Below are 19,783 nucleotides of genomic sequence, written 5' to 3'. Positions count from 1 at the left end.
GCGAAAGTAGGAAGAAAACTACTTCGTTTTCCTCCTACTCGATTAAAAAGCATCCTCATAATTTTTGATGAGATCATTCGCTTCCTGAATATCATGTGGAGTATAGATATCGGTCATGAGTATACTGCTATGCCTTGCCTGATCGCGAACACTTAATGTATCATAATGGCGTAACATGTTAGTAATGCCAGTATCCTTGAGCGAATAAAACTTATATCGATCCGGGAATTTTAGGTCTATTCGTACATGGCGTGACCACCAATCTCTAAACATCTTTTCTGATTTTTGTTTCATTCCTGGTCTGAATCCGTCAGAGAATAAGAAGCAGTCATTTGGCATCTTAAAAATATTGAGATCCAGCATTAAATGAATAACTTTAGCTGGCAAGGTTATAGTGCCGTCTTTTTTATTCTTTGATATCGTGTCCGGAAGAAAAATTGTTTGTCTGGCCAAACTTATGTTAGAAAGTTTAAGTTTACTCATCTCGGTCGGTCGGACGAAACAGTAATATAGTATATAGCTGGCTAAAAGAAAATGAGGATTCTTTTCCTTGAGATATTCAGTCAGTTTGCTTAGTTCTTCCTTTTTAAGCTGTGTCCGGATCTTCTTTTTCCCTTTCCGGCCAATAGCACTAATTCCTTCAGTCGGATTTTTAGTGAGATAGTTTCGCTCGAGGCAGAAAGATGAGAACGATTTTAAGAATCCTAAATAATTATCCCGAGTAAATGCCGTGTTATCTCTGATGATATACACTTCTTCCAGGAGCATGACACAAAAGTCTTTGTTAAATTGATAGATATAGGTTATCGGAATTTCTCGCCCTTGATTGTATAGTTCCATGTTATGAAGGTAGGAGGAGTAGGATTTTAGAGTCTCCGGACGATAATTCCCATCTCGGAGCATCTTATAAATATAGGTACGGTACTTATCTGCGATATCCTTGAATAACATATAGGCGTTTCCCTGTTCTTGTTCTATCCAGGGGTTCCAGCCAAGCGAGAGTTTTTCAGATATCCGGATCATGTAGTCCTTCGCATACTTGCGACGCTCATTCGCTTTTTTTATAAAGTTCAGTTTAATTTTTTTTCTTCGCATCTCTCCTTTAACCGGATCGAATGCGTAAAAGTCAATGTACCAGTCTTTTCCAGTATGTAGGACAGGAGGAGTGAAACCTTGAATTTCCTTAAGTGAAGACATTTTTTTTTATTTGTTTTCGCTGTCTTGCGAGAACAAATCCGTTCTTACCCGCCGTCCCGATTTCGTCCCGGCTATTATTGAAAAATCGGGGATAACTTTCTGATAATCAGCTAGTTAACCCCGATTTTGTCGGAATGAGGCGACTCGAACGCCCGACCCCTACGTCCCGAACGTAGTGCGCTACCAACTGCGCTACATTCCGATTGCTTAAGAAGTGGTGCCACCAGGAATCGAACCGGGGACACAAGGATTTTCAGTCCTTTGCTCTACCAACTGAGCTATGGCACCTTTCTCGTTTGCGGGTGCAAAGATAAGTATATTTTTTAATACCGCAATAACTTAAAGGGAAATTTTTACCAATTTCTGACTCGTGGAAATATAAATGCATTTTTGTTAGAATAAATATGTAGATAAACAGCTATTTATGCGACATATTTTATAAATTTACGCACTGAAACGATCAAAACAATATAAACACTCTATTACTATGTCATCACTGGCGATTATTGTTATAATAGTTTTGTTAGCTGCCTTCATCTATATGTGGGCAAAGTGCCAGTCACTCCAGAAAGAGGTGCATTCGAAGGAAAACAAGGAGAATGAACTTAAAAAGTTGGCTCTGGTTTTGCAAAATATCAATGCTTACTTCTTATTGATTGACAAGGATTTTGTGGTTTGTGACACCAATTATTATTCTTTAAACCGTCTTCCGATTCAGGTAGGTGGAGTTACCAAAAGAGTCGGGGATTTGCTGCATTGTAGAAATGCGATTGCAGCCGGTGAATGTGGTCAGCATGAACAATGCAAACTATGTTGTATCCGTGCGTCTATCGGAAAAGCTTTTTACAAGAAAGCAAGTTTTAAAAATCTGGAAGCTTCCATGAAGTTATTAAGTGAGGATGAAACGAAGGTGACTCCTTGCGATGTATCGGTATCGGGCACTTATTTGAATATTCATGGTGAAGATTATATGGTGTTGACTGTTTATGATGTGACGGAGCTGAAAAATGCGCAAAGGCTGCTGTCTATTGAAAGAGAACATTCCATTTCTGCTGATAAATTGAAATCTGCCTTTATTGCTAATATGAGTCACGAGGTACGTACACCGCTAAATGCGATTGTCGGATTTTCCGGTTTGATGGTATCGGCTTCCAGTGAAGAGGAACGAAAAATGTATGCTGATGTTATTGCAGAGAATAATGAACGCTTGTTGCGCCTGGTGAATGATATTTTCGATCTTTCTCAAATAGAATCGGGAACAGTAGATTTTGTTTATACGGAGTTTGATGCCAATGATTTACTAAGAGAGTTGGAGGGAATTTTTAAGACGAGATTGAATAACTCGTCGGTGGAATTGGTTTGCGAGGCACACATACAACCTATAATGATGTATTCGGAACGGGAACGTATCATTCAGGTATTGTCCAACCTGTTACATAATGCAATGAAATTCACCGAATCGGGTGAAATTCGTTTTGGTTGCCGCCTGAAAGGAACGGAAGAGGTTTGCTTTGTTGTGTCTGATACAGGCATTGGCATACCGAAAGAGGAACAGAAAAAAATATTCTCACGTTTCATAAAACTAGATCGTGAAATGCAGGGGACAGGACTTGGACTGACTCTTTCGCAAACGATCATCCAAAATCTGGGTGGAAATCTTGAACTTGATTCGGAAATTAACTGGGGATCTACTTTCAGTTTTGTGTTGCCACGGGTGATAAAACCGGAACTGATAAAGCCACAGGCAATAAAGTAATCTCCAATCGCTGGGTATTGTATCTATTAAATGATGGTTGGCATACTTCTAAATAAGAGGGTCTGCAAAAATCCCTAAAATAAATTACCCTCACTACAACCGTGAAGTGCATCTCAAAGGTTTTATAACCGACTAAAGGGGAGCACTTCACTGTAGTGAGGGTAATTTTATAAGTTCAAGGCTGTTTGAATAGCCTCTTACTTTTTTGTGAACAGGATGAACACTTAGTCTTTACGACTTAGGTGCATCCTTATCTTTGTCTCCGGTTCCCGGAGATGCTTTGCCGGAAGTAGAATTTCCGCCGGATGTAGCAGAACTGCTGCTTGATGGAGTAGCACCGGAAGCGGTGGCACCAGAGGATGCCGCATCAGGAGCTGCTGCATTAGAAACGGTTGCACCAGGCTTAGCTGTACTTGCCCCGGTTGCTCCTCCTGTATGTGCAGAAGTTGCGGTAGGACGGGCAGCATTAGCGTTATTTGCACTGACATTGACAGTGGCAGGTTGAGCCTGAACTTCCCAGTGGAACGGTTCGAAATTGGAGTTTGGATCTACCCAAGACGGTTTCTTGGAAGCATAGATGATAAACGGAGCAACAACAACGATAATAGCACCGATAATCAGTACGGAGAACCAAACGGTGTTGCTACCTGTAGAGATCTGGCTGGGCGGGATGAAGCTGAGGATAAAGGCAAGCAATGATCCGCAGAAGCCAAGACCACCAACAAACCACATCAAACCGTTACCAGACTTACCAATACGGAATGGACGGTTGAGTTTCTTCATCTTATAACGCAATGCGATAGCTCCGGAGAACATCAACAAGTACATAATCAGATAAAGAATAACTGTCAGCTGTGACAGAATCTGATAGAAGCTCTGTACGGACGGCATAACGACGAACAACAGACTTAATACGGTTACAGCGATACCTTGTACGAACAGGATATTCTTCTGTACACCCAGTTTGTTTGTTTTCTGGAAGAACGGAGGCATATACCCCGCTTTACCTACGGCAAATATACCTTTTGACGGACCGGCAACCCATGTTAATACACCTGCCAGTACACCGAATGCAAGAGCGACAGCAATGATTGGTGACAACCAGGAAGCATGAATATATCTGAAATAGTTGTCGAAGCCGACAAGTAGACTTTGAGTCAGGTTGATATCTTTTGCAGGGATAATCACACCTAATGCAAAAGTACCCAAAACGAAGATCAACACTGTGATAAGTGCACCGATGAATACGGCTTTCGGATAGTTTTTGGAAGGGTTCTCTACGTCTTTTACGTGGATACCACCCATTTCCATACCGGCATAAAACAAGAAGATACTGGCAGCAAGAACAACATTATCAAAGTTGGTAAAGTCGGGGAAGAAGCTGCTGTTGAAATCCATATTGGAATGTCCGCCGCTTGCCAGATAAATGATTCCCAAGATAATCAACAGGGCAGCCGGGATAATTGTACCGACCATACCACCGATTTTGGCAACTTTACCTACCCAGCTCATACCTTTCAGGGAAATGAAAGTAGCCAGCCAGTAGATGATAAGCACTACGACGAGCGTGTAATACTTATTGTTTGCCAGTGACATGTCATGTACGTCATTCATTCCGATGAAAGCGATAGATACGGCACCAAACGTTAACACTGTCGGATACCAGATCGTACTTTCGATCCATTGTACCCAAATGGCGAGGAATCCCAGTTTTTTGCCGTAGGCTTCGCCTACCCACCGGAACACACCACCCTGCTTATCCTGAAACATCGCCGCCAACTCGGCTGCAACGAGCGATGTAGGGATTAGAAAGACAATAGCTGCAAAAAGATAATAGAAGGCCGAACTCATTCCATATACGGCCTCGGCTGGTAGTCCACGCAAGGATACTACTGCCGTTACATTCATGATAGCCAGGGTAAACACGCCCAGCTTCACTGCATTTTTAATATTCGCCATAAGTTAAGGTTTTAAGTGAAAAATATTTTAAAGTCAGTGTTATAACAACATTTTGCGCGAGATGTTTCCGCAATCTCTTTCAAAGTTCGTTAATTAACATCCCCGAAATGGGAGATTGTAACCTCGGATTTGCTTCTTCCGAAACAATCGCTTTCTTCGATTGTTTCTAAACAGTCTAAATTATAAATGAATCATTTTATTATAAACTAAGTAGTTATGAAATCAGCACTTTCAGATTTTATTTTCGGGAAAAAGGGGATCTATGGTATTCTTCACATTATTATATTAGTAATGTCCTTATTCCTGGTTATCAGTATCTCGGTGGATACTTTTAAGGGAATTCCTTTCTATACACAATCTTCTTACATGAAAGTACAGCTATTTATCTGTCTTTGGTTTCTTTTTGATTTTGTATTGGAGTTCTTTCTGGCAAAACATAAGGGGCGTTATTTGCGGACACATTTTATCTTTTTATTGGTGGCGATTCCTTATCAGAATATTATCGCTTATTATGGGTGGACATTTTCGGATGAGATCACCTATCTGCTCCGTTTCATACCTTTATTGAGAGGAGGATATGCACTTGCCATTGTGGTCGGCTGGTTGACCTACAATCGTGCTTCGAGTTTGTTTGTCTCTTATCTGACGATGTTGTTGGCAACGGTCTATTTTTCCAGTCTGGCATTTTTTGTGCTCGAGCATCGGGTCAATCCCTTGGTGAATGGTTATGGAGATGCTTTGTGGTGGGCTTTTATGGACGTTACTACCGTCGGTTCGAATATCATAGCGCAGACGGTGACCGGACGTGTGCTTTCCGTTTTGTTGGCTGCTCTGGGTATGATGATGTTCCCTATCTTTACGGTTTATATTACAAATCTGATTCAGCGATCCAACAAGCGTAGAAAACAATATTACGAAGAGGAGGAACTAGAGAAAAAGGCTTCTGAGAAAAAAGAGTTGGCAGAAAAAGCAGCCGTACAGAAAGCAAGTACATCATAATGTGCTTGCGGATAAGATGAAGAAAGCTGGTGGAGTGATAACGAATGTAAGGTGTTGAAAACCAAAGATGAATTACTTTTCTTGATAGCGTCGTCACTTTTCTTAACAGCATTATTACTTTTCTTTATAAGCATGGAAGGAAAAGGGGTGGAAAAGAGGTATTACTTTCTATCTTTGTTGAGAAGAGACAAGACACGACGCTGTTATAACCGTTATTGAATGAATCAAACTTTACCTTATCCGGGTTCATAACAGCTATCTCATTTTAATAACTAGAGTTGTTCAGGGGTAAGTTCAATTTGTAGCATTTGAAAAATGATGCCGTTTGTATTGAAACATTGGCGGGAAATCAAGAGGGTAAGGGGAATAGAAAAAGGTTACTATCAATAGATAGTAACCTTTACCTTTCTTATAAAAGAGATTGAGAGAATTTTAGTCAACAACGGTAATATGGTTGTTGCTAAATACATTCAATTCCAGCTTGTTCATGATGTATTGAATAGCTAACTGCGCTTTCACGGAGTTGCCCGAACCATCCAAAGGAGGAGCAAATGCGGCAATACCGAACTGTCCGGGCAGTACGCCCATCACACCACCACCTACACCTGTTTTAGCAGGAATACCGGAAGTGTACATCCAGTCGCCGGTATGTTCGTAGAAACCTACGGCGGCAATCATGGCAGTGATTTTAGGAGCCAGGACGGCATCAAAAACTTCTTTTTTAGTCACAGGATTCACACCACCGTTGGCGATTGTACCGGCTGCGATGGAAAGCTGCAATGCAGTAACTCCCAATGAACACTGGCGGGTATAAAGGTCTAATGACATATCCGGGTCATCATAAATCCGATTGTAATTCTTCAGCAGCCATGCGATAGAACGGTTGTTGAAGTTGGTGTCCGATTCCGACTTGTACAATTCATCAATCAGTTGCGGGGCACTGCCGCATAGGTCTGTCACATTTCCTACGATGGCATCCCATTTCTTGGCAGAGTCACCGATAGGTTGCACCATACTGCAGGCAGAGATGGCTCCGGCATTTACCAGTGGGGTAGACGGATGATCGTTCTCCAACAAGATAGCGATGATTGAATTGAAGGGCAAGCCTGTTGCGTCGGCTCCAATCTTGTCCAGAATTTCTTTAGCACCGTATTGACGCAGTGCCAGGATAGCCGTATGTACTTTGGATACGGATTCTATACCGAAGCGATAGTCAGTATCTCCCACATGGATGGTCTGCCCGTTGAGCAGGCAGACACTGATTCCAAAGAGATCTTTGTTGACATTTGCCAGATAAGGAATATAGTCGGCATTCTTGCCGCCGGTATTGGTCTTTACCTGATCGTATGCCTCCTGTACCACTTCTTTCAATTGAGCGAGTGTTACTTTTTTATCCATAGATCATTTTATTTTTTTACGGTTTTACGACGACCACCGTGGTTGAACATCTTGACTTCTACCGGAAGATTCTTTTCTTGAGCCATACGGGTAGGAGTTGGATATTCCAGTTTTTCCAGTTCGGCGATGGCATTGTTGATGTCGCCCAGAAGCATATCTGCCATGTCACGGCTGAATCCCTGACGAACAACGACACGCATCACTACATAATCTTCCAGTTTAGAAGGCAATGTATAAGCAGGAACCATCCAACCATGTTGAGACAGTTTATCTTGCAAATCATACAAAGTCCATTTGGCGCTCTTTGCATATTCCGGTTTCAGATACCAGATGAATAGCGGGTTCACAACATCTTCTGAGTAGTTAACGAACGGAACCATCTTGGCTATTTCACTATGGATATATTTGGCAATTTGCAGGGAGTTGTACTGCACTTCTTTGTAACCCTGGAATCCTAAGCGGATGAATTGATAATATTGTCCCAGAATTTGTGCGGCCGGACGAGAGAAGTTCAAACCTACCTGTGTAATGTTGGCGCCCAGATAGTTGACGCTGAATGACATTTCTTCGGGCAGATATTCTTTGCCTTTCCAACAAACCCATCCGAGTCCCGGATATACCAAACCAAACTTGTGGCCGGATACGCTGATAGAAAGTACCCATTTCAAACGGAAGTCCCATTTCTTTTCCGGATACAGGAACGGAAGGATGAAACCACCACTGGCGGCATCTACGTGGATAGGAATGTCATAACCGGTCTTGGCATTGTAAGCATCCAGAGCTTTATCCAATGCTTCGACATCATCATTCAGTCCAGTCCATGTAACACCTTGAATCGGTACGATACAGATGGTGTTTTCATCACACATTTTCAAAGCTTCTTCGGGGTCAAGAGTGGTTTTTTCAAGTGTCAAAGGCACTTCACGCATTTCAATCTGCCACAACTGTGCAAACTTTTCCCAAACAACCTGGAAACCTGTAGAAATAACAAAGTTTGGTTTATCAAATGGTTTGCCCTGTGCTTGTCTTTTCTTACGCCAACGCAACCAGGCAGCTACACCACCCAACATACATGCTTCTGAAGAACCGATAGCCAAAGCACCTGTTTTCCAAGTATCTTTTTCAGGAGAGTTCCACAAGTTGGCAACGATGTTGATACATTTACCGTTCATCACAGCGATACGCGGATATTCTGTTTCATCAATGTAGTTGATGTTGATGGCCTCATTCATCAGCTTGGTTGCATATTCGTCCATATAAGTGGTAACGAAAGTAGCCAGATTCAAACGGGGCTGAGTTTGAGCAAATGTTTCATCTTTCACCATTTGATAGGCGACTTCAGGAGTAGTAGGTCCATCAGGTATTTTCTCTACCGGAGAGGGTTGTAACATTCTGTCTGAACCAAATACATCGGTTTTTGCATCACCTTTTCTGAAATTTAAATCTTCCATACTAATTTGTTTTTTTAAAGGTTTAGGGCGATGGGGATTTTCCCCGTCGAATTTCCCACAACAACAGCAGATAGGTTTGAAAGTTTCCGGCTTTTACATTATTTGGCGTTTATTAAGGGGCGGGTTTTCCTGTATGGAAGAGCTTCCCGGCACATTGGCAGATCTTGCTTTGACTTCCTCCTAACAAAGGAACATTCTCATCGCAATGAGAAAAAATTCTCACTACGATGAGAAATTATTCTCATTACTATGAGAATTTTTTCTCAAAGGGATGAGAATGGTTTGAGAATAGAATCCTGCTCGTAGCACCTTGTAGCATCATAATCCACTGATAACGGTTGACTGTTTTTTTATCTTATTCCTGAATTTTATTGATTCAAAGAATGGTTTTGATGCTTTTAAAGCAATAAAGTCCGGATATACGTCTTTTGAACTTTATAAGAAGACTATTGTTTTCTTCAAACCTAAACTTTTAACGAATAAGCATTATGAAGATACAGACGGGACGGGGAACAATTCCTCTTATTACTTTAATTGCCATCTGGTCTATTTCGGCATTGACTTCATTGCCGGGACTGGCTGTTTCACCTATATTGGGTGATCTTACGAAGATATTTCCGGAAGCTACGGATCTGGACATACAGATGTTGACTTCGCTGCCATCACTGCTCATTATTCCTTTTATATTGCTGGGTGGTAAACTGACAGAGAAAGTCGATTATGTCCGTGTATTAAAAGTCGGACTCTGGCTTTTTGCCGCGAGCGGCATTTTGTATCTGATTTCCAATCGAATGTGGCAATTAATTGTGGTAAGTGCTTTGCTCGGTATCGGTTCCGGTTTGATTATCCCTTTATCTACCGGATTGGTTTCCAGATACTTTGTAGGAACCTATCGGGTGAAACAGTTCGGATTAAGCTCCGCTATTACTAATTTCACGTTAGTGATAGCAACTGCCGTAACGGGCTATCTTGCAGAAGTCAGCTGGCATCTGCCTTTCCTTGTCTATCTCCTCCCATTGATTTCCATTCTGCTGGTAGGACATTTGAAAGAAGACCGGACGGGAGAAGTCGCTTATACACCCTCTCCTTCCTCTTCTGCAGATACTACAAAAGACAACGAAGCCTCCGAACAATCTACTTCCATAGATATAGGAGGTAGCAAATACGGTATTCACATCAAACATCTGATAGAGTTGATGCTCTTCTATGGCGTGATAACATATATCGTGGTAGTAGTGATCTTCAATCTACCTTTCTTAATGGAAAAGCATCACTTTTCCAGTGGCAATTCCGGATTGATGATTTCGCTTTTCTTTCTGGCCATCACCGCTCCGGGTTTTTGTCTGGACAAGATTGTAGCCCTGCTGAAAGGGCGTACAAAAGCATACAGCCTCCTGTCTATGGCATTGGGACTGTTGCTAATCTGGATAGCTCCGATTGAATGGCTGATTATTCCCGGATGTATCCTGGTTGGCTTGGGATATGGCATTATTCAACCTATGCTTTATGATAAGACCACCCAGACCGCACTGCCGCAAAAGACCACATTGGCTTTGGCGTTTGTGATGATGATGAATTATCTGGCTATCTTGCTTTATCCCTTTATTGTCGATTTTTTCCAGTGGATATTCCATACCCAATCACAGGAGTTTCCTTTTATCTTTAATCTTCTGATAACTATTGTTACTCTTTTCTGGGCATATCGGCGCCGTAATACCTTTTTGTTTAACGACCAATTAAAATAGAAAATGAAGAATAAGAAACTCGAAGCCAATCTTAGTATGGCTGTCTCGAAAGTATTTAGCGGTTTAAATATGAATGCCTTAAAGTATCTTCTGCCTTTGTGGATGAGTCCATTGACAGGAGCCACGCTTCGTTGCACATTTGCAGCAGCTGCTTTTTGGGTGATCGGGTGGTTTATGCCTCCGGAGAAATCGTCAACCAGAGATAAATGGCTCCTCTTTCTGTTGGGGGCTTTGGGACTTTACGGTTTTATGTTTCTCTATCTGGCCGGATTGAGTAAAACAACTCCTGTCTCCAGTTCCATATTTACCAGTCTCCAGCCTATTTGGGTTTTTCTTATCATGATATTCTTTTATAAGGAGAAGGCGGGCGCTAAAAAAATAATAGGAATTTCTATCGGTCTGATAGGAGCGTTGGTTTGCATCCTAACCCAGCAAAGCGATGATTTGGCCTCTGATGCTTTTACGGGGAATATGCTTTGTCTTCTAAGTTCTGTGGTGTATGCTGTCTATCTGATTCTTAGTCAGCGCATCCTCACGGCCATTGGAGCGATAACGATGTTGCGATATACCTTTTCCGGTGCTGCCGTGTCTGCCATTATAGTCACGTTTATTACAGGATTTGATGCCCCGGTATTCTCCATGCCGTTCCATTGGACGCCTTTCCTTATTCTGATGTTCGTATTGATTTTCCCGACCACTATCAGTTATATGCTGCTGCCTGTCGGTTTGAAATATCTGAAGACAACGGTAGTCGCTATCTACGGTTATCTGATTCTGATTGTGGCGACTATTACCTCCCTTGCTCTCGGACAAGACCGTTTTAGCTGGACGCAGACGTTTGCAATCATTTTTATCTGTATTGGAGTTTACCTGGTTGAAGTGGCCGAAAGTAAAGAAAAGTAAAGAAAAAAGGCATTCCATCACGGAATGCCTTTCATTATTTCATCATCATGTTTTATAGAGAGGAGTTGATTGCTTGCGCTATGGACTTGAATTCTTCATCCGACAATTTCAGTTTCGGATTCGAAAACAACATATCCGATTCCTTTTGAATAGGAATTAAATGAATATGTGCATGAGGTACTTCCAGTCCGATAACAGCTTCGCCTACCTTTTGGCAAGGGAATGCTTTTTTAATGGCACAGGCTACTTGCTTTGCAAACACATGCATAGCAGCCAGGTCTTCATCGCTCAAATCGAAAATATAGTCTACTTCCTGTTTGGGCACTACCAATGTATGTCCCTTTACCAACGGATTGATATCGAGAAAAGCAAAAAACTTGTCGTTTTCCGCCACCTTGTAGCAGGGGATTTCTCCTGCGATGATTCTACTGAATATTGTTGCCATAACTTTTATTGATAAATTAAGGCAAGCCCCACACGGAGACCTGCCTTTACGTTAAATTGATATGTTTACTACTTCCAGTGCAATTTTACCTTGTGGAACAGTAATTTCTGCTACATCACCCACCTTCTTGCCAAGCAGACCTTGTGCAATCGGGGTATTAACGGAAATCTTTCCTTCCTTCAGGTTAGCTTCACTTTCTGAAACGATGGTATAAATCATCTTCATGCCATTCTTTACATTCTTCAGTTCCACCTTATTTAAAATCTGTACGGAATCTGTTTTCAATTTAGATTCATCGATGATTTTTGCATCTGCAATGGTAGCTTTCAATTTGTTGATACGCATTTCGAGCATACCTTGCGCTTCTTTTGCTGCATCGTATTCAGCGTTTTCAGACAAGTCTCCTTTATCTCTGGCTTCGGCTATTGCCGCAGAGATCTTCGGGCGTTCCACTGTTTCCAGTTCCTTCAGTTCCGCCATCAGTTTCTTGTAACCTTCTTCTGACATATAAGCCATGATGTTTTCCTCCTTTAATTGTTTTAAATGGTCATATAAACAAAAAAGAATTCCAACATGAGCCATGTTGGAACCCTCTTTTCATTATTTCTTTGCAAAGATAGCCTTTTAAGTGATACGTGTCAAGTGAAAAAAGATGCTATGTAACATATTTAAATGAAATATGCTAAATTATAACAACTTAGAGTAATGACTTGACAGCTGCTTCCAAATCCTTAATATCTTCGCCACGAAGCTTCAATTCGTTGTTACGATTAATCAAAAAGATAGATGGAACCTGACGAACATTATATACAGCTACGTTGGTAGAGTAAACTCCGTTTCCATCGCGCACACAGACCCATGGAAGGTTGTCTGCCGCTGTTTTCCAGTAGTGTTCGTCCGCGTCGAGAGATACCTGGTATATTTCCAGTCCTTCTTTAGCGTATGTATTATACAGTTCGCGGAGCATCAGGTTGTGAGGAGCTCCGGCAGGCGACTGGAACACAGAGAAATCGAGCAAAACCACTTTGCCTTTCAGGTCGGTCAGCTTGCGCACATTTCCTTTCACATCACGCAAAGCAATGTCGATAATACCGGTTTCTACGATTTTATCCTGCGGAATTTCCAGAGCTTTCGTTTGCGGCTGGCGCGTATTCTTCATTCCTTTGATTACAATATTATAAAGGTTCTTGGAACGTACCGCATGAGGGAACGCGTTGTTGAGGCTCGTAGCAACAGCTGCGAAGCATTTCACATCGTCTTTATTGTTCAACGGATCGAATATCAGATAATTATTGAGCTTCTGGAACAGGGCAAAGTAAGCTGCCGCCGTGTTGGGAGCAGCAAAAATATAGTTCACTTTGACATCTTCCTTATAGTTGTTGAGCAATGTTGCCAGGCTGTCTTCAAACACATCATGCCCTATTCCGTTGCTGCGCAGGGATGCCAGTAAATTGTCCACCTCTTTTTGAAGGCGAATCTGCTTCAACGTCAGTTCTTTTATCTTATTGCTGTTTTCTGAACCTTCCACCGTATAAGTAGTAGAGAAATCCACATACGGAGCTTTGATTTGAATCGTTTCGATAGAATCTACAGAAAAATTGATGATTTTGTCGTCGATCCGCAAACGGTAAAATTCGGGTGACTCGGGACGAGGCTGCTTGAAACTGAATGTACCTTCCCCTTTCAGCTTCACTGAATCGAGCGGAACAATACCTTCCAGACCGGAAGCTTCGAGATAAAGCATTTTACCGTCGGCTCCTGATACATCCCCGTTCACCTGGAATTTAGGGCCGGAACTACAAGCAGTAATAGTAAGTGCGGCGAGCGCTGCAAAAGTAACCTTTTTCATATAGTGTGTGTTATTAACGAGATGCAAATATACTTCTTTTCGAGATTAGTCAAAGCATTTTGCTGTGTTCTTCATCCTAATTTTGAAAAAAAATCAGTTCGCCACTAACTTTTTACCTCATTTCCACCTAATTACCACGATAAATGTATATCTTTGCAGGAATTTTGAAAGAAAAAGTATAGATAAAACAATTTTTATGATTAACCCAATTGTTAAGACAATCGAGTTACCTGATGGAAGAACCATCACACTCGAGACGGGAAAGTTGGCAAAACAGGCAGACGGTTCTGTAATGCTCCGCATGGGAAACACCATGTTGTTAGCTACTGTTTGTGCCGCTAAAGATGCAGTTCCCGGAACAGATTTTATGCCTTTACAGGTAGAGTACAAAGAAAAATTTGCGGCATTCGGCCGTTTCCCCGGTGGTTTCACCAAGCGAGAAGGTAGAGCTTCTGATTATGAGATTCTCACTTGCCGTCTTGTCGACCGTGCTCTCCGTCCTTTATTCCCCGATAATTATCACGCAGAGGTATATGTGAACATCATCCTCTTTTCTGCTGATGGTGTGGATATGCCGGATGCATTGGCAGGACTTGCCGCTTCTGCAGCACTTGCCGTTTCAGATATTCCTTTCAACGGACCGATTTCTGAAGTACGTGTAGCACGTATCGACGGTCAGTTCGTTATCAATCCTACTTTTGAACAACTGGAAAAAGCTGATATGGATCTGATGGTAGCCGCTACTTATGAGAACATCATGATGGTAGAAGGTGAAATGCACGAAGTATCCGAAGCTGAATTGCTGGAAGCAATGAAAGTAGCTCACGAAGCTATCAAGGTTCATTGTAAAGCTCAGATGGAGTTGACTGAAGAGGTTGGAAAAACAGTGAAACGTGAATACAACCATGAAGTGAACGACGAAGATTTGCGTAAGGCTGTTCGTGAAGCATGTTACGAAAAAGCTTATGCTGTTGCCGCTTCCGGAAACAATAACAAACACGAACGTTTTGCTGCTTTCGAAGCTATTCGTGAAGAATTTAAAGCTCAATTCTCTGAAGAAGAGTTGGACGAAAAGGGTGCGTTGATCGACCGTTACTACCACGATGTAGAAAAAGAAGCAATGCGCCGTTCTATCCTTGACGAAGGTAAGCGTTTGGATGGTCGTAAGACTACTGAAATCCGCCCGATCTGGTGTGAGGTTGGTCCTCTGCCTGGTCCTCACGGATCTGCTATCTTTACTCGTGGTGAAACACAATCACTGACTTCTGTTACTCTGGGTACCAAACTGGATGAGAAGATCATTGACGATGTTTTGGAACACGGAAAAGAACGTTTCTTATTACATTATAATTTCCCTCCTTTCTCTACAGGCGAAGCAAAAGCGCAACGTGGTGTAGGCCGTCGCGAAATCGGTCACGGTCACTTGGCTTGGCGTGCTTTGAAAGGACAGATTCCTGCTGACTATCCGTATGTAGTACGTGTGGTTTCAGATATTCTCGAATCTAACGGTTCTTCTTCTATGGCTACTGTATGTGCCGGAACATTGGCATTGATGGATGCTGGTGTGAAGATCAAGAAACCGGTATCAGGTATCGCTATGGGATTGATTAAGAATCCGGGCGAAGAGAAATATGCTGTATTGTCTGATATCCTGGGTGACGAAGACCACTTGGGTGATATGGACTTCAAAGTAACAGGAACAAAAGATGGTATTACGGCTACTCAGATGGATATCAAGGTAGACGGTCTGTCTTACGAAATTCTGGAACGTGCTTTGAATCAGGCAAAAGAAGGACGTATGCACATCCTGGGTAAGATTACTGAAACAATCGCTGAACCACGTGCCGACCTGAAAGAACATGCTCCACGCATTGAAACGATGACAATTCCTAAAGAATTTATCGGTGCTGTAATCGGCCCTGGTGGAAAGATTATCCAAGGTATGCAGGAAGAAACCGGTGCTGTGATTACTATCGAAGAAATTGATGGTATGGGACGCATCGAAGTTTCCGGAACAAACAAAAAATGTATTGATAATGCAATGCGCATGATTAAAGCAATCGTTGCTGTTCCTGAAGTAGGCGAAGTTTATAAAGGTAAAGTTCGTTCTATTATGCCTTACGGTGCATTCATCGAATTCTTGCCGGGCAAGGATGGTTTGCTGCACATCTCTGAAATTGATTGGAAGCGTCTGGAAACAGTAGAAGAAGCTGGAATTAAGGAAGGTGATGAAATCGAAGTAAAACTGATTGATGTTGACCAGAAAACTGGTAAATTCAAACTTTCAAGAAAAGTGTTGATGCCAAGACCGGAAAAGAAGTAAAAGAGTCATATCTTCTATATAATGAATAGTCTGAAAACTTAGTTTTCAGACTATTTTTTTTAATTCCACTTTTCAGAAAGCATGGTATCAATGAGGTGATACCTTCCCCTTGAAGCGTGATTGTTCAAGGGCTTTTTTGTGTATGGATGTATAGGAATCTATTCGTTGCGAATTTCGAATATCGAAACTTGAATTTTGCGAATTATGTGAAATTCGCAAATGCTGATGCGTTGCCAATACGCTTTTTGCATTTTACAATATATGTGCCTTTGATTTGCATAATCAGTTGTTATTCAATCCGTTTATTGCTTATATCAGAAATGGATATAATTCATAGAGTTGCCCGAATTCACGATATTTGCATATTGAGAATAGAGAGAGAGTTTGATGTTGTGTAAAAGGAAACAATGAATGATGAAGAGTGGAAATAGAATATATAGAAATTGGCTTTATGCGGTATTGCTGATTGTCTTTTCTTCTTGTATAGATGAAACTTTCACTGAGAATCCTGTGGAAGGGACATTTCTGACAGTGAGAGGGATAACACCTCTGGGAGCAACCACACACGAGGGTACTCCGGAAGATCGGGTAGTACGTACCCTGCGTATTCTGGCATTTGACAGAACAACGGGAAATAAGATTAGTAATGTATATTATACAGCATCAACAGGAGATATCATTCGGCATCCTATTGATCCGGGAACGTATGATTTTGTGTTTCTGGCTAATGAACCTCCCCATATACCGGTTAAAACGAAGTTGGAAGCCATAAGTAATTACAGTGATTTGGACCATATTGCTTATCCGGCAAGTTTTTTTTCATCGGAACAAGTCATTCCGATGATGCAGGAGATAAAAAAGGTAACCGTACTTTCCGATGGGCAGGGAGCCACATTGGAAAATGGTACGACAGTGTCCATGCTACTATTGGCTTTGGAGCGACTTGGAGTGAGGGTAGATGTTGAACTGAAGGCGGTAGATAATTTGAATGGTGCTTTTAAAGGAGTAATATTCAGTAATATCCCCAACCTTGTTCCGCTGACCGCAGGTTATGATGGTCCGGCTATTGAAAGGAATGTAGTACGTAAGTTTACCTTAACCGACAATGGAAATTATTTTGCCGACGGCACTCCTACGGTCGAATGGGGATGGGACAAGAAAGTCAACCGTATTATCTTGCCGGCAAGTGAACCGGTATCTGTCAATGACGAAGATGAGGCTGTGATTTTCACAGTTGATATGGTAGATAATTATAGTCCCTCTTGTGAGTTGAAGATAAATTCGAATCCGGTGAATTATAGCTTGCCTAAAAATACGAAACTCGATCTGACAGGATATATACAAGACCCGCTGCAGGTAAATATTATAGCGTCGGAGTGGGAGGACGTGGATGAAGATTGGGACATAGCGGGCGTTAAAGTCCTGAACCTGTCGGCTTTGGAAACCAGTATTACCGATTTTAACGGAGCGCGAATCTCTTTCACTTCCAATATGCCGATAGTGAAAGTTTTACCAGAATTGTATGTGGGTGCCACGGGTACTGCTACGGACGAAACTGAAAAGATTTTTAATGATCTTGTACTAAAGTATAATGATACCAAGGACGATGGGACGACTATAAGATACGCCACTTCCCGCTTTCTGTACACCTATGACAAAGCGTCTCAAACCGGTACTGGATATATGGATATACTGCTTGATGAACGGAATGTGAAGGGCGCACGTGAAACTTACCGGATTGTTTTGTCTGTCGAGGATGAAGACGGTGGTAAACTGCAAAGAGAGATAAAAATCAATACAGCCCAAGACGGAAAACGTTTTGTATTTAATGCATACGGAACCGGATATATAGGCGCTTTTTTTAGAGATGATGAGGTTGGTGAAAGGATTATTTCCGGACAGCAGGGTAGGATAGCGGGTGGAAGCGAACGTCCGGAAGATTTTGGAGCCATTTCCCCCTGGAAGGCGACTGTGGAAAGTGGTGATTTTGTTGTCTTGAGTTCTACTCCAAGTTTCGACCCTCGTGTCGGAATGGATGATCCGGGGAATCCAGAACACTACCAGGTGCTACCTAATGCATATAAAGGAGAAGGAGGAACCTATGTGGAAGGTAGGGGACGTGTCTATTTCCGTGTTGGTGTAAAAGGAAAAAATACGGCGGCAACTCCAAGATATGCCAGGGTTAAAGTGGAACGCTATGGAGGTAGATGGGGGACAGGAGACGATCATGTGTGGTATAGTACAGAATATCTGTATATTCGACAGGGGGAAGAGCCCGATTATATTATGCGGCCGGGAACTGCAGATCCTATAGAGAAAGGACCATTACAAGGTAAATCCCGTGATTATGCCCGCAAGCTATCACCTTATAATCTGACCTCACCGGCTTATTATAACGGTAGTAATGCTCTGTATACTCCGGTGGATCATAAGCTGGCAAAGTTTGTAAAGTATCCGACACAGGCTGGGGCTTTCTTTCAATGGGGACTTCCCAAGAAAGCGGATCAGAACTATTTCCGGTTGGCTTATCACCCTACTGCGCTTGCTATAGATCATTGGATTAAAGATATACAGTTCCTCAATGAATCGTATAAGATGTTTCTACCGGTATGGGGAGCGGCTTCTGCTTCGCCGGAAATTATATATGATTATGGATACACAGATGTTTTTGAATCTTGTCCTGAAGGATACCATCGCCCGTCAGATGGGTATATTGACAGGGTCTCTTATAATGGACCATATCCCAATAATTTAGATCAGGATGGCGATCATGTGATTGTTGATACCGATAAAAATGTCATAAAGACAAATTTGGTAGATTATAGCAGTGAGATAGCTTTTTCCGAGTTACGGCAGTCTTTATTTATAAACCCATTGAGTGGAGATGCTGGCTTGAATTCGAATATTGGAGGATATGATGGCTCGGCGGAAGCGGGTGGAATTAAGGTAGACCGATATCAGAACTTCTGGAAAAATAGAGATGATACGGATGAAGCACAAGAATATATAAAATTCTCTATAGGTTTTTATGCTGATGGTTTCTTTGACCGCCGACCTATCAAGATGGGATCGGGTGACGGAAGCTATCCTTATTGTGTATCATCGGATAATGCGCAAGCAGCATATTTGGGCATTTTAGTCTATAATGAGTCTAATAATGCTTCTGTATTCTTTCCTTCTGTGGGAAGGCGTCGTAATAAGGATGGTGGATTGGAGTATGCAGGGCAGACGGGGTATTACCATACTGCTTCGATAGCTGCATCATCTTCCGAAGATCCTCATGCCGTATGGAGTATGTTTTTGGGTAAATGGCCGAATCCGGGACTTATGTATCAGTTGCCTACTTTTGGTCAGTCTATCCGCTGTGTGAAGGATTAAACAGCTGGTACGAGATAGTCGATAGAATTTTGTTATCTGACTCTGACTTAATTTATTGCTTTGGTTAAGTCGAGTTTGTTTTTCTTTGCATTAAATCCCGTTTTTTTAAAAAAACGGGATTTTTTATTAGTATCATTCGGAGTTGAGCTGTTTTATATAAAAAGAATCGGAAAGTACCCCCATACTTCCCGATTCGAAACAGTCAAAAATCGACCTTAATCAATTTATTAACTTAACACATCGCAAAGATATGAGAAAAATTTCTTTGAAAGAGCTTTTTTGCTCAAAAAGTTTATGATACAGGTGAATATACCCGCTAATAAACTCGTTTTTCTTGCTTTAAAACCAAAGCCTCGTTCCTTTTAAAGGAACGACCCCTT

At 41.8% G+C, this 19,783-nt stretch carries 13 protein-coding genes and 2 tRNA genes; 6 read left to right on the top strand and 9 right to left on the bottom strand.

Annotated elements, in window-relative coordinates:
* Nucleotides 1-42: 42 nt before the first annotated feature.
* From DXB58_RS06855 to DXB58_RS06845, 3 genes are all read right to left on the bottom strand, one after another.
* On the bottom strand, nt 43-1,197 hold the full coding sequence (locus tag DXB58_RS06855) for a site-specific integrase (protein ID WP_122136317.1): 1,155 nt from the start codon (nt 1,195-1,197) through the stop codon (nt 43-45).
* Nucleotides 1,198-1,326: 129 nt separating this feature from the next.
* A tRNA-Pro gene (locus DXB58_RS06850) sits at nt 1,327-1,399 on the bottom strand.
* Between the two features lie 13 nt (nt 1,400-1,412).
* A tRNA-Phe gene (locus DXB58_RS06845) sits at nt 1,413-1,485 on the bottom strand.
* A 199-nt stretch (nt 1,486-1,684) separates the two neighbouring features.
* Here DXB58_RS06845 and DXB58_RS06840 point away from each other — a divergent pair.
* The gene (locus tag DXB58_RS06840) at nt 1,685-2,953 is read left to right on the top strand and encodes a HAMP domain-containing sensor histidine kinase (RefSeq protein WP_122136316.1); all 1,269 of its coding nucleotides are present in this window, start codon (nt 1,685-1,687) and stop codon (nt 2,951-2,953) included.
* 231 nt (nt 2,954-3,184) lie between these two features.
* On the opposite strand, the gene gadC is transcribed toward DXB58_RS06840, so the two are convergent.
* The gene (gene gadC / locus DXB58_RS06835; protein ID WP_117937099.1) at nt 3,185-4,912 is read right to left on the bottom strand and encodes a putative glutamine/gamma-aminobutyrate antiporter GadC; all 1,728 of its coding nucleotides are present in this window, start codon (nt 4,910-4,912) and stop codon (nt 3,185-3,187) included.
* 216 nt (nt 4,913-5,128) lie between these two features.
* Here gadC and DXB58_RS06830 point away from each other — a divergent pair, with 216 nt between their 5' ends.
* The gene (locus DXB58_RS06830; protein ID WP_117937101.1) at nt 5,129-5,911 is read left to right on the top strand and encodes a potassium channel family protein; all 783 of its coding nucleotides are present in this window, start codon (nt 5,129-5,131) and stop codon (nt 5,909-5,911) included.
* A gap of 432 nt (nt 5,912-6,343) precedes the next feature.
* On the opposite strand, the gene glsA is transcribed toward DXB58_RS06830, so the two are convergent.
* A complete protein-coding gene (glsA, locus tag DXB58_RS06825; protein WP_004296270.1) occupies nt 6,344-7,309 on the bottom strand; it encodes a glutaminase A in 966 nt (321 codons plus the stop codon).
* An 8-nt stretch (nt 7,310-7,317) separates the two neighbouring features.
* On the bottom strand, nt 7,318-8,760 hold the full coding sequence (locus DXB58_RS06820; RefSeq protein WP_004296269.1) for a glutamate decarboxylase: 1,443 nt from the start codon (nt 8,758-8,760) through the stop codon (nt 7,318-7,320).
* A 488-nt stretch (nt 8,761-9,248) separates the two neighbouring features.
* Here DXB58_RS06820 and DXB58_RS06810 point away from each other — a divergent pair, with 488 nt between their 5' ends.
* On the top strand, nt 9,249-10,505 hold the full coding sequence (locus DXB58_RS06810; protein WP_122136314.1) for an MFS transporter: 1,257 nt from the start codon (nt 9,249-9,251) through the stop codon (nt 10,503-10,505).
* Between the two features lie 3 nt (nt 10,506-10,508).
* Complete coding sequence (locus tag DXB58_RS06805; RefSeq protein WP_117937105.1) at nt 10,509-11,408, top strand: DMT family transporter; 900 nt, start codon at nt 10,509-10,511, stop codon at nt 11,406-11,408.
* A gap of 52 nt (nt 11,409-11,460) precedes the next feature.
* Here the strand turns inward: DXB58_RS06805 and DXB58_RS06800 are convergent, their stop codons facing one another.
* The 3 genes from DXB58_RS06800 to DXB58_RS06790 form a co-directional block, all read right to left on the bottom strand.
* Nucleotides 11,461-11,853, bottom strand: coding sequence for an HIT family protein (locus DXB58_RS06800; RefSeq protein WP_004296262.1), 393 nt, complete (start codon nt 11,851-11,853; stop codon nt 11,461-11,463).
* Between the two features lie 51 nt (nt 11,854-11,904).
* Nucleotides 11,905-12,369, bottom strand: coding sequence for a transcription elongation factor GreA (gene greA, locus DXB58_RS06795; RefSeq protein WP_032844195.1), 465 nt, complete (start codon nt 12,367-12,369; stop codon nt 11,905-11,907).
* Nucleotides 12,370-12,550: 181 nt separating this feature from the next.
* Nucleotides 12,551-13,702: a DUF4369 domain-containing protein gene (locus DXB58_RS06790; RefSeq protein ID WP_122136313.1), complete on the bottom strand. Its 1,152-nt coding sequence runs from the start codon at nt 13,700-13,702 to the stop codon at nt 12,551-12,553.
* Between the two features lie 196 nt (nt 13,703-13,898).
* Between DXB58_RS06790 and pnp the strand changes: the two genes are divergently transcribed.
* Nucleotides 13,899-16,025, top strand: a complete 2,127-nt coding sequence (gene pnp / locus DXB58_RS06785; protein WP_004323285.1) for a polyribonucleotide nucleotidyltransferase — start codon at nt 13,899-13,901, stop codon at nt 16,023-16,025.
* Nucleotides 16,026-16,436: 411 nt separating this feature from the next.
* Nucleotides 16,437-19,403, top strand: a complete 2,967-nt coding sequence (locus tag DXB58_RS06780) for a hypothetical protein (RefSeq protein ID WP_122136312.1) — start codon at nt 16,437-16,439, stop codon at nt 19,401-19,403.
* The last annotated feature ends 380 nt before the right edge of the window (nt 19,404-19,783 follow it).

This window comes from Bacteroides sp. OM05-10AA (assembly GCF_003439055.1).
GTDB lineage: Bacteria > Bacteroidota > Bacteroidia > Bacteroidales > Bacteroidaceae > Bacteroides > Bacteroides intestinigallinarum.
The sequence above is the reverse complement of the archived record's forward strand: the minus strand, read 5'-3'. Positions and strand labels throughout refer to the sequence as shown.